Here is a 14,437-nt window from a genome sequence, read left to right as displayed (position 1 = left end):
CGGCTGGGGTGGCTGGGGCTGGGGCGGCGGGTTCCCGACCACAGCCTATACCTATACATGCCAGACCACATTTGAACTGGTGAATGGTGTTGTCTCCGCATGGACCATGCGGGGTGACGGGTGCTGACCATTGCGGCACAGTCTGCCATAAGCCTTTGAGATTTCTTTTTCTGGCATGATTTTATGGGAGACGATTATGCGGCATCCCCGCGTACGGGCAGCACATCTGAAAACGGCTTCTTTTACACCAGCCGCCTTGAAGCCGCTTCTGTTGGGCACCGCCCTGCTGGGGTTAACAGGTCTTTCAGCCTGCCAGAGCCGCGCACGACAGGATGTTTTTAAAACGCCCACGGGCACCTGCGCCTACATGATGCCGACCATATCCGGCACCAGAACCTACGAACCCCGGAAGGTGGCGGCTGAGGACAACAAGAACGCCCCGGATAGCGCCATTGCCTACGCAGACCCGGAAACCCCAGCATTCTGTGATCGGCCTCTTTCAGAAACAGTGCAGAGTTCGATTGAACTTGCGGATTATACGCACGGCCTGACCACAACCGGCCTGCTGCCCATCCTTCAGAAAGACGGTCCCTTCACGGTTTTTGGCATTCCCAATGCGGTGCTGGAACAATATGACACGCAGACCCAAGGCAAGCTGACTGCACCGGAAAATACGGCTCTTCTCAAGGAAATTCTGAGCTATTCCATTGTGAAGGGAAAATGGAGTGTCTCCCAGTTGCGGGCAGCCGCAACGGCATCTCCTACCCATTCCGTAGGTTTGCCCACATTAAACGGGCACATCCTGTCCGCCTGGGTGGATCAGCCTACCGGCCAGATCATTCTGGGAAATGGCGAAGGCATGACATCCCGGCTCTGGGTGACGGGCATTCCGCAATCAAACGGCATGCTTTACTTCACCCAGTCCCTCATCCTGCCTCCGGTTGCGCCACCCGCCACGGCTCCTACGCCACGGCCTCATGGAATCAAGGTGCATTCCGGCACAGCCCGGTCTGTCGCGCCAGTCAGCAAGCAGCCCGCTACCGTGACGCCGGTAGCCCCTGTTTCGCAGCCGCTTCCGGGGCATCGCGCTGCCTCCGCCGGGCTGGACACTCTTTCCATGCCGCCGTCTCTACAAGACCAAGGTACATCATCCCGCTAACAGCAGATCTCGGGTTCTGTAAAAAAAACTCACTCAACAAAAAAGCCTGTCGGTTTATCCCGACAGGCTTTTTTAACTGATACATCTGGTTTCTTTAAAAAGCACTCACCGGTTCTGGCGACATACTTTTTTGCAGAACCCGGAAAAACCTATGCCTTACAGAAGGGACTGAGCCTTGTTCAGCACCATGCTGCACAGCTTGGTTTTCATTTCACCCTTCAGATTAGCCAGCGAGAACATCTGGTTATTGCCCGTCTGCAACAAGCCGTTCTGACCAGCACTATAGCCGCTGGAAGACGTGATGCTGTCCTTCTGGGTCAGATTACCCAGAACGGAAGACGCCGCCGTGGACTGAGCACCCTGCAGCACATTGTTCTGCACGCAGTAACCCAGAATACCCGTAATATTGCTGGTGCTGGCGGAAGAAAGGCTGGGGAGCATGTTGCTCATCATGCCCATGCCCGCACTTTTCGCACTGCTGGTTGCGCTGCTTGTGGCACTGGAGAGCGCATCCTTACCCATGCTGCCCCAGCTCTGGGCCTGAGCAGAGGCGGCACCAGCCAGTCCGGCAGCCATCAACACTGCGGCAAATGTGGTTTTGTTAATCATGAGCCTTACTTCCTTATCCATAGACTGTACGGAGTGTAAGCGAAAATACGCATCCCCTTCAGCCTGAAGAACTGCCAGCAGACATGACGGGAACAAATGGCCGAACTATGGCGGCGCTCAGGCCAAACTGGGCCAATCCTGCGGGTGTGCCCAGAACGTTGCTGCGGGCATGATAAAATCTGCTCCGGCCTGTACAAAACCGGCAACATCAGTTGGTTCTGGCGCAAGAACAACGGCGGGAAGTTCCATCATGAGGCACCACCACCGTACAAGCGCGGTAAGATCTTCCGGCTCGTCCTCATCCTGTACCGCGCCCTCAGCGCCTTCCGCACTGAAACACACGTAATCAGCACCATCCTCGCCCGCGCGCATGGCCGCATCACGGCTGGCACCCACGGCAACTCCCAGTTGCAGGGCATCCCCAATGCTTTTGCGCACATCACGCACGGAACTGGCGGCAAAACCGGTGGAGAGGTGAACACCATCACACCCTGTCTTCAGGGCCAAGGCAGGACGATCCTCCAGCATCAGGGCAATATCCTGCGCCTGCACCAAAGGTTGAATTTTCTGGATCTGCGTTATGAGTCTGCTTTCTGGCGCATCCGCCAGCCGTAACAGAAGAGCGGCCGGAGGCTGCGCAGCCAGCCCCCGTACCAGATCAGGCAGAAATGCCTCACCATCCTGCAGGATGGGGGTTGCGAGATACAGATCACTTGCCGTCATAACGGCCCTCCCTCGCGGCCCCTTATCCTGCGTTCACGTTTCCGTGTTTCAGCTTTTAAAGATGGTGATGATTTTGTCCAGCAGGTCAAGCGCTTCTGCCTTCGGACGCTGGAACACGTTCCGGCCGATGATGGAACCAAAGCCGCCGCCATCATGGATACCCTGAATGGTGTTCAGCAGGCCTTCCTCGCTGGTCTTGTCACCACCGGAGAAGATCACGATACGACGGCCAGCAAAAGAAGACTGCACCACATGACGGATACGGGCCGGCATGGTGGAGATATCAATCTTGTTCTGCTCATACACCGGCTTGTTGGCAGCCAGAGCCACCAGTTCCTGCGGCGGCTTCACCTTGATGATGTGAGCCCCACACAGTGCAGCCATATGGGCAGCATAGGCACACACATCCACAGCGGTTTCTGCGGGCTTGTCCAGCAGCGGGCCACGCGGGTAGCTCCACACAATCACAGCCAGACCAACAGACTTGGCTTCAGCAGCCAGTTCACGCAGTTCTTCCATCTGCTCGAAGCAGTATTCAGAACCCGGATAGATGGTAAAGCCGATGCCTGCACAGCCCAGACGCAGCGCATCTGCCACGGTGCCCGTCACAGCCTGATCTTTTTCCGTGGCAAGGCTGTTGGAGCTGTTGCACTTCAAAATCAGCGGAATTTCGCCAGCATAGGTGGCGGCACCGCATTCCAGCATGCCCAGCGGGGCAGCGTAACCGCTCAGCCCAGCTTCAATTGCCAATTCAAAATGGTAATGGGGGTCATATGCTGCCGGATTAGCGGCGAAGGAACGTGCCGGACCGTGTTCAAAACCCTGATCAACCGGAAGAATGACCAGCTTCCCCGTGCCAGCCAGTTTACCCGCATTCAGAAACCGGGCGAGATTTGTTTTTGTTCCGGGATTATCGCTCTCGTACTGATCAAGAATAGCCTTAACCTGGGGGGTAAGCGTCATTGGGAAATCCTTCCTCTGGCTTGGCTTCCGGGCTGTTGAGGTCCGGAACTCTACCTTGGCAATAACTGCGTGTGAAATACGCGGCAAGATGTGTTGTGACAGATAATGAGGGTATAAGGTCAAATGATGGCGGGCGTGTTATGAAAACATGACCTCCGGCCTCCTCATAAAAACGTTTTACGGCACGGGTTCCGGCAGAATCGCCCTGCAGAACAATCCGTTGCTGCAAACCTGCCGCCGCCATGGCGTAGCCCGGGCTTTCTCCACAATCCAGAATATGGAAGCAGGGGTGTTGAAGGTGTTTTTCCATCTCCCCGATCAGGGCCCGCCACCAGCGCACTCCCATGAACCCCGCTGCGCCGGGTGCCGAGAGAAACCCCACCATTGGTTGCCCGTTTTTTGAAAAAGGCACACCCGCAGCACTTGCGGCCTCCCACACTGCCACACCAGAGGCATAATCATGCAGTGTAAACAGGTGTGGGGGGAGAAAGGAGGGGGACAAAAGTGATGCCTTTTTCATGACCATGCTTGACGCCGCCGCGTTTGCGGGTGATTCCTAAACAATTGAAGGGTAAAAAAGAATGCAGGACCAGGCCGTGGGGCAGTCTTTCTCCGAAACGAATGAACCTGACAGCACGCCTGTTCTGGCCGAAGGGCTGCGGGAACAGGAAGACCCTATTGTGCGTCTGGACCGCGCCCTGCAAAGAATTTCCTTTGCGCTGGACAAGAAAAAGCAAAGCCAGGAGCGACAGGGGCTGGAAGTGCAGGAACTGGCCGCCAATGTTGACGCCCTGATCAGCCGTGTGCGTGATGCCCTTGCCCAGACTGACTCTCCGGAAGATAAGTAACCTATGGCAACCGTTTCAATCCGTATCAATGGCCATGCCTATTCCGTAGGGTGCGAAAACGGCCAGGAACGGCACGTTCAGGCCATGGCCCAGCAGGTAGAACGCCGTACCCAGCGGGTACGCGCCCTTGGTTTTACCGGGGAAAGCCACGTTCTGGTTCTGGCTGCTCTGCTGATGGCTGATGAAATTCAGGATCTTTCTGACCAGCTTCTGCCAGAAAGCACAAATCAGGCCGTACAGGACGTGGAACGCATGCGCGCCGAGCAGGCTTTGACGTCATCCCGCCTGATTGATCTGGCAGAACGTGCGGAAGCTATTGCAGCCACCCTTGAGCGCGCCTACATAGAAGAGGCGGAGCTGTCCGGCACGTCAGGCGAGTCATCCCCTGGGCCGATAAGCACTTCCTAGGGAGCTGGCTCTGTTGTGGCCCTGGTCACATTACCCGGCGCCCACCTGCACTAGCAGGTCCTGGAGGTTGAAAGACCAACGGCCATGGTGGCTCCGCACTCTTCTCCCCTACAATCTGATCCACCGGCGGTGGCCGAAGCCAAAAAGCAGCTTCGGGCACATTGCCTTGCGGCGCTGAAAAACCGTGATCAGACACTTGATCCTCTCCTGTGCCGCAGACTATCGGAAAGCCTGCTGGCGCTTGAGGCCGAAAGGATCGCCTGTGTCTGGCCTTTACCGCACGAACTTGATGTAAGACCTGTCTGCCATGCTTTGGCGGCTGCTGGCCGAACGGTCCTGTTGCCCGAAACGCCGCCACGCGGGCATCCCCTCGTATTTCGGGTATGGACGCCCGACTGCGTCATGCAGACGGGACGGTTTGGCACGTGTGTGCCAAATGGTCCGGTTCTGACGCCTCAGGCCATCATGGTGCCACTGGTCGGGTTTGACAGACGCGGCAACCGGCTGGGATATGGGGGCGGCTATTATGACCGCACGCTCTCCACGCTGCCTCACGCAGATGCCGTGGGTTACGCGCTGGCGGCGCAGGAGGTGGACCACATTCCCACCGGGCCTTATGACCATCCTCTCTCCTGCATTGTGACAGAAAAGGAGAGACTGCATTTTGACTGAACGTACACACGGAAAGACGGGCGCGTGAGAATTCTGTTTCTTGGAGATATTGTTGGCCGCTGCGGTCGAGACGTAGTGTTAAGCCGCCTGCCCGGCCTGCGAACCAGCCTTGCACTTGATCTGGTTGTGGTGAACGCAGAAAATGCCAGTCATGGCTTTGGTCTCTCCCCCGCCATCGGCACGGATCTGTTTGAAGGCGGTGTGGATGTTATCACCCTCGGCAACCATAGCTGGGACCGTAGAGACCTGATCGGCCATATCAGTTCCACACCCCGCATTATTCGGCCCATCAATTACCCGCCCGGCACGCCGGGCCATGGCAGCGTTCAGGTGGAACTGCCAGACGGGCGGAAGGCTCTGGTGGTCAACGCCATGGGCCGCCTATTCATGGACCCTCTGGACGACCCCTTCCGTTGCGTGAATGAACTCCTCACCCGCCATCGGCTGGGTGTGACCACACAGGCCATTGTGGTGGACATTCATGCAGAAGCCACCAGTGAGAAGTGGGCGTTTGGCAATGTGCTGGATGGCCGCGTTTCTCTAGTTGTGGGCACCCATACCCATACCCCTACGGCTGATCATCGCATTCTGCCCGCTGGCACTGCCTTCCAGACTGATGCCGGAATGTGCGGTGACTACGACAGTGTAATCGGAATGAATAAAGAACCGGCCATGACGCGCTTTCTGCGCAAAATGCCGGGAGAACGCCTGCAACCGGCAGAGGGTGAAGCGACCATGTGTGGCATCATGGTTGAAACGGATGATGCCACGGGGCTCGCCCGCCGCATTGCACCCATCCGGCAGGGCGGTTTGCTGGCCCAGACGCTACCGGACTTCTGAACGGCTACATGCAGGAACGCCTCCAGCACTCTTCCGAAAAGAAGAGTCCACAGGCTGTCGAGCACAAGGCTCGGCAGAACACAGCAGACACCTCAAACCGTAATCAATCCGTTCACGGCCCTAACGTGTTTCCTGCAACGGATGTAAAAAGAAGGCAGCCTTGAAAGGATCATAGCGCTCTGACGCGCAGGGGATCTTGCATTAACAGCAGAGAGGCTTTTGCCTCTTATTCCATGGATCGCAAGACTTTGGAGGCTGTTTGAAAAGTCTGTCAGGCGAGTCAGACGGCGACTTTATGGGCCTGAATGCTTTGGGTTTTCGCCCTCATCCCCACCGGGAGTCTTCAAGGGCATCTTTCCCTCAACCGCCGCCCTTAGCTGTCTGACTGTTCAAACCGCAGCGTCGGCTCTTCTCGCCTTTCTGGAGTGACCTTTTTCCCGCAGGGTTCGTGTCCTCCGGGATGATCACCACACAAGGCGCGGCAGAGTTGCTACCGGGCGCAGGCCTGCGCCCTCGGCTTCCTCCGCTGCCAGACCAGCATCATCCCCCAGCATTTCCTGATGGATGCCTCCCAGAATCCACGCGCCATCAATACCGGCGACGGCTGCACCGCGCATATCGGTCGCCAGAGCATCACCAAGTGCCAGAATACGCCCCTGCGGCACATTCAGCATGGTGAAGACAGGTGCATAAATCTCGCCATAGGGTTTTCCAACCCAGCGTACATTGCCGCCTTCCTGCTCATAAAACGAGGCGAGCGCCCCGGCGCAGATCATCCTGCGGCCGCCTTTGACCACAACCATGTCCGGATTGGCGCAGAGCATGGGCAACCCACGCTCAAGCCCGATACGAAGTTCCGGCAGATAAGGATCAACCGACTCCACACCCCGTTCCTGATCTGGCCCCGTATTGAGAATGAACTGAGCCTCTGCCGGGTCTGCTACGCGCTCAAGGTCCAGCCCCTCATACAGTCCAAGATCATGCGTACCGCCGACATGCAGAACTTTGCGACCAAGGCGTGCAAACCATGGATCATGACGCTCACGCAGTAGGTGGCGCACCTGCTCTCCGCTGGTCATCACACCATCATGCAGGTCACGGCCTATGCCAAAACTTTCAAGCTGCTTGCAGACCACTTCTGCCGGTCTTGGCGCATTGGACAGCATAACCACTCGCTTGCCAGCCTGACGCAGCGCTTTCAAGCACTCTACGGCACCAGGATATGGCTGAATGCCGTCATGAACCGTGCCCCACAGATCAACAATGTAGCCATCATACTGATCAGCCAGAGCTTTCAGACCAGTCAGGCTTTGCATTGAGTACATGCTATCCGCCATTACAGAGCCGTTCCCCGAATATCATCAAGCATCTCAATATTGTCCTGCCGCATGATCTCCAGCATTTCCTGCTTGAGACGCGCGATAAGGGCGGGTCCTTCATAGGCAAAAGCCGAATAGACCTGCACCAGATCAGCCCCCAGCCGGATGCGTTCCAGAATATCCGCGCCGCTTTCTATGCCGCCGCAGGCGACCAGCGCCATGCGTCCGGCTGCCGCCTGCGCGACCAGACGCAACATTTCCGTGGCACGCGGGCGCAACGGCCTGCCTGAAAGGCCACCACTTTCCCCTTTGAATGGACTTTGCAGGGAGGACGGCCGGGCCAACGTGGTGTTGGTGACAATAAGTCCTTGTGCGCCCCCCGCTATAGCGGCCTCAACAATCGGGCCAACGGCATCATTTTCCAGATCAGGCGCCAATTTGACCAACAATGGCGGGCGCTCCGAATGGCGTTGGGCGATGGCATCCAGAATACCTTTCAGACGGCTGGCATCCTGCAGGCCCCGCAAACCCGGCGTATTGGGAGAAGACACATTGAGCACGATGTAATTGACATACGGCTTCACCCGCCCCACCAGCGCAGGATAATCCCGCTCCGGATCTGCGCCGGTTTTATTGATGCCCAGATTGGCCCCCACGGGTGCCCCTGCCCCACCGCCACGCCCGGAAGGCAGAGTGCGATGCAGACGGGCCAGACGCACGGCAAAGCGGTCTATCCCCTGATTATTGAAACCCATCCGGTTGATGATGGCCCGATCTTCCGTAAGGCGGAACAGACGCGGCCGAGGGTTACCGGGCTGGGGGCGCGGCGTGACCGTTCCGGCTTCCACAAACCCGAATCCCAGTTGGGCAAGCGGACGCAGAACGCGGGCATTTTTATCAAACCCGGCAGCCATGCCGATAGGATTGGAAAACCGCATACCCAGCGCACGGGTTGCCAGAGCCGGATCATCAACCGGCCGTTTAACGGGGACGGAAAGGCCGAGCATGAGCGCATCAAGCGCCATGTCATGTGCCGTTTCCGGCTCCAGTTTACGGAGGAACGGAAGGGAGAGAGAAGCAAGGGAAGACATGCTTTTGTACTGCCTCATGACGACGCACAAGAAAAGAGGAAAAACCACGTTTGCGCCGTTGAGAGGATGTATTGTGATTTTTCTCTTGCAAATGAGAATTGTTCTCATCTAAAAGAGACTGACCACAGCATAGAGGATGAGGGCTTTTCCCCTCAAGGATGCGCCATGACACGTTCACCGGTTTACCTGACAGATCTTGCCTGCAGCGAACGGCTGACAATCTGGACCATTCGCCGTCTTGTCGGTACGGTCTCATCCCCTCCCCCAGCATCGTGCGGGCGGCAGATAGGGGTGTTCCTCCCTTGCTTCCGGCAGGAATTTCTGGCCGTTGCCAACGCCTTTCATGATGCGTTGACCCATATGGCAGCACTTGAAATTCCATCCCTCGATATCCGTTCGGGCAGCGCACTGGCCATTACCCCCACAGAATACAATTTGCTGCTGGCAACAGAAGCCGCCCAGAACGAGCGTGATGCGGAGGTCCATTCCCTGCTGCATCCGCTTCTGCCTTTTCCTTCTTTGGTGGCGCGGCTGACTTCCGCCATCACAACACTTGGCGCCTGTCTGGCTGGTGCGGGCTACTGGCTTTCGCACCATGCGGTCAAAACCCTGGCCCGGCGCCCATCCCATGAAATGGTATCAGCCTATGTGCGCCCGCGCGCCACAACGGCTGCTGCCCTTTCACTCGCCCGGTGGCATGACGTCAACATGGACACAACCCATGTAAGCTGGCCTTTGGGCACAGTTCGTCATGACACCGTCCCTTCAACCTCAAAACAGCTTACCCACTAACCCATCCGGTGGAGGGCTCCCCTATCCCTCTGCCGCTGAATGGTTCTTGTTTTCTGACTCAAAGACCTCACACTCTCTAAGACTCTTAACTGATATCTCTTCCTAGATCCTCTTTCCTATCCCTACGGTCAGACCGGGCGCACTTTCTTCATGCCGGAAGAAAAAGACGCCCGGTCTTGCTGTATCTGGGATAGAAGGAGCGAGCATAATGCGCCCGACCGCAAGCGAGGCAGTTTCACTCTGATTGTGAAGCCTTGTCAGGTTCAGCTATCTGCCCTGCCTTAGAATGCGCCCGCCAGATGTGATAGGTTCCAGGTAATGAACCACCCCGTGCGCCGCATTATTCATATTGATATGGACGCGTTCTACGCCTCCGTCGAACAGCGCGACAACCCAAACCTTCGGGGCCTGCCAGTAGCGGTCGGGCGAAGCCGGGAACGAGGTGTCGTCGCTGCGGCCAGCTATGAAGCCCGTACGTTTGGAGTCCGTTCAGCCATGCCCTCCGTTGTGGCCAAGCGGAAATGCCCGAATCTTGTGTTCGTCCCTCCACGCTTTGAGGTGTACCGCGCGGTTTCCAACCAGATTCATGCCATTTTCGCCCGCTACACGGCGCTTATCCAACCCCTCTCTCTGGATGAAGCGTATCTGGATGTGACACAGCCACTGCTGCCGCGCCCTTATGCCACCATCATAGCGCAGGAAATCCGGGCCGCCATTCTGGCCGAAACGGGCCTTACCGCCTCAGCTGGTATTTCCTACAACAAGTTTCTGGCAAAACTGGCTTCAGACTATCGTAAACCCAATGGACAGTTTGTTATCCCACCCGGCGCAGGAGAAGCCTTTGTGGCGGACCTGCCGGTTTCGGCCTTTCATGGAATAGGCCCCGCTACCGCTGCGCGCATGAATTCTCTGGGCATCTACACTGGGGCTGATTTACGCGCCCAATCTCTTTCCACATTGGCACACCATTTCGGAAAAGCTGCGGCCTTCTATCATGGCATCGCACGGGGCGAAGATAACCGGCCTGTAGAGGTTAATCGCCCACGTAAATCCATCGGGAAAGAAACAACATTTGAACGTGATATTCGGCTCCCGGCCGATCTTCATTCCGCCCTTGGCAACCTGAGCCAAGCTGTGTGGCAGGCCAGCGCCAAGCGCACCCTTTCTGGCCGCACCGTAACGTTAAAACTGCGCTATGAAGATTTTACACAACTTACACGCAGCAAGTCTTTACCCCACTGTGTTCAGGGCTCCGCGCAACTTGAAGAGATTGCTCTTCTTCTTTTAAACCCGCTTCTTCCCCTGACCCGGGGTGTGCGGTTGTTGGGGATTACCCTTTCCTCTCTCGAACCAACAGATAGCCCCGCCACAGAGACACAACTTTCGCTTCTGGGTTCTTTAGAAATATCCAATAAGTCTTCACAGGGAGATTAGTCTTTATAAAAAGACAACCAAAACAGAAATTATTTAAAAACAATTTTTATAATGGAATAAATACTGAGAATTACGGTTATAGATTATCTAAAATACATAATCCAAACCATAATCAAAGTGGCGTGCTGTCATGACTGCACAACACGCCATAAGCGACAGGTTAGCGCAGAGGGCGCTTTTCCTGAAAGCCATAACATACGTAATGTATGAAAGGTCCTGGCGGGAAGTCAGCAATATCAGGATTTGCTCGCAGATAAGCCTCACCATCAAAATGAGGATTGGGGTTTCTTCCTTCCTTTACGCCATTTTCAAGGAAGTGCTCCAGCGGATCAACCCCTGCGGCTTGCACGTCGGGATAGGTTTGAAGATACCATCCGCCATCAAATGCGATTGCACTTGCCGCCGTGGCAGCGTCCGCTACGGGTGCCTGCACGTCCAGAGGAACGTCAATGATCTCTTCGTCCAGTTCAGGCTCCACAACCGCCGCTTTTTTGCGGGCAGGAGCACGCCGCACTATTTTCTGGTTTGAAACCTGGCGGGGCTTCACTGCTCGTTTTTGCTTAACAGCAACTTTGGTCATTCCGGCAACTCACAATCGCATCTCTGATAATAAAAAATAAGCAATCCTGTGCACCATTGTCCACCCATAAAAACAGGAGCGAAACGTTTTTATTCTAATAAACACAAAACGCACAATTCTGACTTTCTATTTGTTTTATAAACACAAACATTTAATAAAAATGAAAAGAATGCGCCTTACATTGTGATGTTTCTTTAATAATTTATGATTATTTTATACGCCTGTTATTACAATGGGAAATTTCACTCCAGGGTAGAGCACTTTTAACTGACAGGAGTCTGTTCAGATAAAATTTATCCCATGCTCTGAACCTCTATACTATCAATCCTGCTCTCTCCCAGACAGCGGCTAGCACCCTTAGGCTCAACCTGCTGGCATCTCAGATAGCCGTCTCCATTCTCACATGCCTGTTTTTGCTGTACCCTTTTCTCAACACATGATTGATCAGCTCCTGCAGGAAACATTATGGCCGCTTTAACCGCCTGGAACAAAAAAGACATAAAAACAATTATAGAATCCAAAAAATTTGATGCTGACTACTATACTACCGAGAACCCCGAAGCAGAATCATCTGGCCTTGATCCAATTGTGCACTACGTTTTATTTGGGTCGAAAGAAAATAAAAACCCGAATGATAACTTTAATACAAAAATTTATTACTCACTCTATAAAAATGCCATTGAAAATGGTGAAAACCCGTTTGCGCACTATTTAAGAAACAATGAAAACCTTCATTTTTTTGAAAAAGGCCTCCTACAGGAATATTCCTATAACTCCATTACTCTCGCTCTTAACAGATTAAAGAATTATGCCTTCTTTAATGCTGATGATTACCTCAACATGAACGCGGATGTGGCATCCACCACACTCTCCCCTCTTCGCCATGCTCTCCTTTACGGTGTGGGAGAGGGACGAGAGGTCTTCTCCAAAAAATCAATCGCACATGCGCTGGGCGTCGAGTGTCAAAAACCTGCCCACTACAAGATATCAACCCGATCGCTCAAAAAGCCCGTTCCTAAAACAATCGGCGTTTTTCATCATTCAGAAGGAAATTCTTTTATCAAAGAAATTTCTGAATGTCTGAACCTCTATCTTAACGATAGCGGCTTGAATTCAAGTGTTCTGACAGAAAAAACAAAAATGGAAGATGCACCAGACCTTTGCATTTTCTGTGCTCCCCATGAATTTTTCTTCCTGCCGGGCAGCGAACCATGGAAAAAAGACGAAATCATCCACAACGCCATCATGTTCAACACGGAGCAGCCTCAAACGCTCTGGTTTACGCGCGGGATCATTTATATCCTGATGTCTGCCGGGGTGATGGACCTGTGCTACCAGAACCTGAAATCCTTCTCTGATATCGGTCTGCCCGTTTTCCATTTTGATCCACCTGTTGAGATGGAAGACTGCGTTCTGACCCCATCAGACCGCAAACATCCCCTCTTTAGGGTGCTGCCTGAAGGCGCACAGAAAAACTCATCGCCGTTCAGACCATTTCATGAACGCAGTATTGATGTCAGTTTCTTTGGCAATGCATCGCGCAAGCGGGAGAAGTTTTTCTCCCGCTCTGCCAGTTTCTTTTCTGACTACCAGACTTTTTTCTATTACCGGAAAGCGGAAGGCCCGCTTCCTGCTACAGGCATGTACGACATCCTCTCGCGCCTGCCGCGCTATGTTGCCGAAAATTCGAAAATTTCTCTCAACATCCACCGCGATGACAACTGTTTTTTTGAATGGCACCGTATTGTCAAACAGAGCATGGCTTCAGGTTCCATTGTGGTGACTGAAGAATGCTTCCCTCACCCGCTCTACAAGGAAGGCGTACATTTTCTTGCAGAAACACCCCGCCACATGCCTAATTTGGTTGAATGGCTGATACGAACTGAAGAGGGACAGGAAAAGGCTGAGGAAATTCAGGAAAACATCATCACTCTTCTGGAAGACGATGATATTTTCAATTCCAAGAATCTTGACGTGAAAAACTACATCTCTGCCGTTTGGAGCACTTTGAAATGAGCGTGCTGAAACCCTGGGACCCTGCGCCGGATGTTGTCTTCCTGCATAAAAAGAAGAGCCGGAAACCCAAAGACCTCATTACCGTCTGTGTCACCAATTACAATTACGCCAAGGTGGTTGAAGAGTGTCTGGACTCCATTGCCGCCCAGACACATCAAGCTATCGAGTTGATTGTTGTGGATGATCTGTCCACCAAGGATGACTCGGTTGATGTTATTTCCGGCTGGATGGAAGAAAACAGGGATCGGTTCTATCGCACCCTGCTTCTGGTCAACCCGCGTAATCAGGGGCCTTCCTTTTCTCGCAACTGCGCCTTTGACCATGCTTCAGCCGAAGCTGTCTTCATTATGGACGCAGATAATCTGATTTATCCCACAGCGCTGGAAAAGACTTATGCTGCGCTCATCAATGGTAAATTTCCCGCTGTTTACACACAGATAGAAGAATTCGGTAACCGTCAGGGTATTGGAAAGGCAGATATCTGGGACCCTGAACGCATGAGAGAAAGCAATTATGTGGATGTCATGGCGCTCATCCGCAAAGAGGCGTGGGAAAAAGTGGGCGGCTTTTCCCATATTGAAGAAGGCTGGGAAGATTATGATTTCTGGCTGAAATTTATTGATCACGGCCTTACGCCCGGCTACCTGCCGGAAATTCTGTGCCGCTATCGAGTTCACCACTCTTCCCGCACAGCAACGGAAGCATTGGCCGCCCATTATGATCTGGAACTGGTGATGGAATTCCGTCACCCCTCACCAGAAACAGCCACAAAATAAAAGCCTCTCCAGTTGCAGGCAGAGGCGTCTCCCCATTTGCGCCTATAGTCTGCCTGCTACACGGGTCGGTTACGCGACAAGCCGAACATAAATAGCGCTGACAGAGTTCCTCTGCCATGAGTGACCAGAACGCGCCGTTATTTCTGCTCACTAAAAAGGCTGACAAAACCTAAAATTTTGTCAGCCTTTTCTATTATTCCAATCTGG

At 54.0% G+C, this 14,437-nt stretch carries 15 protein-coding genes, 1 other RNA gene and 1 pseudogene; 10 read left to right on the top strand and 7 right to left on the bottom strand.

Annotated elements, in window-relative coordinates:
* The first annotated feature begins 196 nt into the window (after positions 1–196).
* Positions 197–1,159 carry a fasciclin domain-containing protein gene (locus tag AD948_RS15230; RefSeq protein ID WP_248846062.1) on the top strand — a complete coding sequence of 321 codons (963 nt, stop codon included), beginning with the start codon at positions 197–199 and terminating at the stop codon, positions 1,157–1,159.
* Positions 1,160–1,315: 156 nt separating this feature from the next.
* On the opposite strand, the gene AD948_RS15225 is transcribed toward AD948_RS15230, so the two are convergent.
* The 4 genes from AD948_RS15225 to AD948_RS15210 form a co-directional block, all read right to left on the bottom strand.
* Entirely contained in the window at positions 1,316–1,768 is a 453-nt protein-coding gene (locus tag AD948_RS15225) for a DUF2501 domain-containing protein (RefSeq protein ID WP_058988124.1), read from the bottom strand.
* Between the two features lie 117 nt (positions 1,769–1,885).
* Positions 1,886–2,491: a thiamine phosphate synthase gene (locus AD948_RS15220; protein ID WP_061472569.1), complete on the bottom strand. Its 606-nt coding sequence runs from the start codon at positions 2,489–2,491 to the stop codon at positions 1,886–1,888.
* Between the two features lie 48 nt (positions 2,492–2,539).
* The gene (locus AD948_RS15215; RefSeq protein ID WP_006557148.1) at positions 2,540–3,454 is read right to left on the bottom strand and encodes a class I fructose-bisphosphate aldolase; all 915 of its coding nucleotides are present in this window, start codon (positions 3,452–3,454) and stop codon (positions 2,540–2,542) included.
* Positions 3,432–3,974 carry a hypothetical protein gene (locus tag AD948_RS15210; protein WP_061472568.1) on the bottom strand — a complete coding sequence of 181 codons (543 nt, stop codon included), beginning with the start codon at positions 3,972–3,974 and terminating at the stop codon, positions 3,432–3,434. Before AD948_RS15210 ends, AD948_RS15215 begins: the two co-directional genes overlap by 23 nt.
* A gap of 61 nt (positions 3,975–4,035) precedes the next feature.
* On the opposite strand from AD948_RS15210, the gene AD948_RS15205 reads away from it, so the two are divergent.
* The 5 genes and pseudogenes from AD948_RS15205 to AD948_RS15185 all read left to right on the top strand — a co-directional run bounded on the left by AD948_RS15205 (position 4,036) and on the right by AD948_RS15185 (position 6,222).
* On the top strand, positions 4,036–4,302 hold the full coding sequence (locus AD948_RS15205; RefSeq protein ID WP_061472567.1) for a hypothetical protein: 267 nt from the start codon (positions 4,036–4,038) through the stop codon (positions 4,300–4,302).
* Positions 4,303–4,305: 3 nt separating this feature from the next.
* Positions 4,306–4,662, top strand: a pseudogene (locus tag AD948_RS19010) (cell division protein ZapA); the annotation flags it as partial.
* Positions 4,654–4,808: non-coding RNA, 6S RNA (ssrS, locus tag AD948_RS15195), on the top strand. The pseudogene AD948_RS19010 and the gene ssrS, both read left to right, overlap by 9 nt.
* A complete protein-coding gene (locus AD948_RS15190; protein WP_061472566.1) occupies positions 4,795–5,382 on the top strand; it encodes a 5-formyltetrahydrofolate cyclo-ligase in 588 nt (195 codons plus the stop codon). Before ssrS ends, AD948_RS15190 begins: the two co-directional genes overlap by 14 nt.
* Positions 5,383–5,406: 24 nt before the next feature.
* Complete coding sequence (locus tag AD948_RS15185; RefSeq protein ID WP_035382433.1) at positions 5,407–6,222, top strand: TIGR00282 family metallophosphoesterase; 816 nt, start codon at positions 5,407–5,409, stop codon at positions 6,220–6,222.
* Positions 6,223–6,686: 464 nt separating this feature from the next.
* Here the strand turns inward: AD948_RS15185 and AD948_RS15180 are convergent, their stop codons facing one another.
* Together AD948_RS15180 and AD948_RS15175 are read right to left on the bottom strand one after the other, a co-directional pair.
* On the bottom strand, positions 6,687–7,559 hold the full coding sequence (locus AD948_RS15180) for a TIGR01459 family HAD-type hydrolase (RefSeq protein ID WP_405055322.1): 873 nt from the start codon (positions 7,557–7,559) through the stop codon (positions 6,687–6,689).
* On the bottom strand, positions 7,559–8,632 hold the full coding sequence (locus AD948_RS15175) for a quinone-dependent dihydroorotate dehydrogenase (protein WP_061472564.1): 1,074 nt from the start codon (positions 8,630–8,632) through the stop codon (positions 7,559–7,561). Before AD948_RS15175 ends, AD948_RS15180 begins: the two co-directional genes overlap by 1 nt.
* A gap of 165 nt (positions 8,633–8,797) precedes the next feature.
* Here AD948_RS15175 and AD948_RS15170 point away from each other — a divergent pair, with 165 nt between their 5' ends.
* Positions 8,798–9,424, top strand: a complete 627-nt coding sequence (locus tag AD948_RS15170) for a hypothetical protein (protein WP_237934171.1) — start codon at positions 8,798–8,800, stop codon at positions 9,422–9,424.
* Between the two features lie 318 nt (positions 9,425–9,742).
* The gene (gene dinB, locus AD948_RS15165; RefSeq protein ID WP_061472562.1) at positions 9,743–10,858 is read left to right on the top strand and encodes a DNA polymerase IV; all 1,116 of its coding nucleotides are present in this window, start codon (positions 9,743–9,745) and stop codon (positions 10,856–10,858) included.
* 160 nt (positions 10,859–11,018) lie between these two features.
* On the opposite strand, the gene AD948_RS18795 is transcribed toward dinB, so the two are convergent.
* Positions 11,019–11,405 (bottom strand): hypothetical protein, encoded by a 387-nt coding sequence (locus tag AD948_RS18795; RefSeq protein ID WP_006557138.1) that lies wholly within the window; start codon positions 11,403–11,405, stop codon positions 11,019–11,021.
* Positions 11,406–11,903: 498 nt separating this feature from the next.
* On the opposite strand from AD948_RS18795, the gene AD948_RS15155 reads away from it, so the two are divergent.
* Positions 11,904–13,454 carry a CgeB family protein gene (locus tag AD948_RS15155; RefSeq protein WP_061472561.1) on the top strand — a complete coding sequence of 517 codons (1,551 nt, stop codon included), beginning with the start codon at positions 11,904–11,906 and terminating at the stop codon, positions 13,452–13,454.
* Complete coding sequence (locus AD948_RS15150; protein ID WP_006557136.1) at positions 13,451–14,230, top strand: glycosyltransferase family 2 protein; 780 nt, start codon at positions 13,451–13,453, stop codon at positions 14,228–14,230. The genes AD948_RS15155 and AD948_RS15150 overlap by 4 nt, the downstream gene beginning before the upstream one ends.
* The last annotated feature ends 207 nt before the right edge of the window (positions 14,231–14,437 follow it).

The organism is Acetobacter senegalensis, assembly GCF_001580995.1.
Lineage (GTDB): Bacteria > Pseudomonadota > Alphaproteobacteria > Acetobacterales > Acetobacteraceae > Acetobacter > Acetobacter senegalensis.
Note: the sequence above shows the minus strand (reverse complement) of the source record. Positions and strands in the feature narration are given on the sequence as shown.

What these genes read in the sequence shown, in the direction of transcription:
- AD948_RS15230 (WP_248846062.1), top strand. Translation starts at nt 197, where the DNA reads ATGCGGCATCCCCGCGTACGGGCAGCACATCTGAAAACGGCTTCTTTT.
- AD948_RS15225 (WP_058988124.1), bottom strand. Translation starts at nt 1,768, where the DNA reads ATGATTAACAAAACCACATTTGCCGCAGTGTTGATGGCTGCCGGACTG.
- AD948_RS15220 (WP_061472569.1), bottom strand. Translation starts at nt 2,491, where the DNA reads ATGACGGCAAGTGATCTGTATCTCGCAACCCCCATCCTGCAGGATGGT.
- AD948_RS15215 (WP_006557148.1), bottom strand. Translation starts at nt 3,454, where the DNA reads ATGACGCTTACCCCCCAGGTTAAGGCTATTCTTGATCAGTACGAGAGC.
- AD948_RS15210 (WP_061472568.1), bottom strand. Translation starts at nt 3,974, where the DNA reads ATGAAAAAGGCATCACTTTTGTCCCCCTCCTTTCTCCCCCCACACCTG.
- AD948_RS15205 (WP_061472567.1), top strand. Translation starts at nt 4,036, where the DNA reads ATGCAGGACCAGGCCGTGGGGCAGTCTTTCTCCGAAACGAATGAACCT.
- AD948_RS15190 (WP_061472566.1), top strand. Translation starts at nt 4,795, where the DNA reads ATGGTGGCTCCGCACTCTTCTCCCCTACAATCTGATCCACCGGCGGTG.
- AD948_RS15180 (WP_405055322.1), bottom strand. Translation starts at nt 7,559, where the DNA reads ATGGCGGATAGCATGTACTCAATGCAAAGCCTGACTGGTCTGAAAGCT.
- AD948_RS15175 (WP_061472564.1), bottom strand. Translation starts at nt 8,632, where the DNA reads ATGTCTTCCCTTGCTTCTCTCTCCCTTCCGTTCCTCCGTAAACTGGAG.
- AD948_RS15170 (WP_237934171.1), top strand. Translation starts at nt 8,798, where the DNA reads ATGACACGTTCACCGGTTTACCTGACAGATCTTGCCTGCAGCGAACGG.
- dinB (WP_061472562.1), top strand. Translation starts at nt 9,743, where the DNA reads ATGAACCACCCCGTGCGCCGCATTATTCATATTGATATGGACGCGTTC.
- AD948_RS15155 (WP_061472561.1), top strand. Translation starts at nt 11,904, where the DNA reads ATGGCCGCTTTAACCGCCTGGAACAAAAAAGACATAAAAACAATTATA.
- AD948_RS15150 (WP_006557136.1), top strand. Translation starts at nt 13,451, where the DNA reads ATGAGCGTGCTGAAACCCTGGGACCCTGCGCCGGATGTTGTCTTCCTG.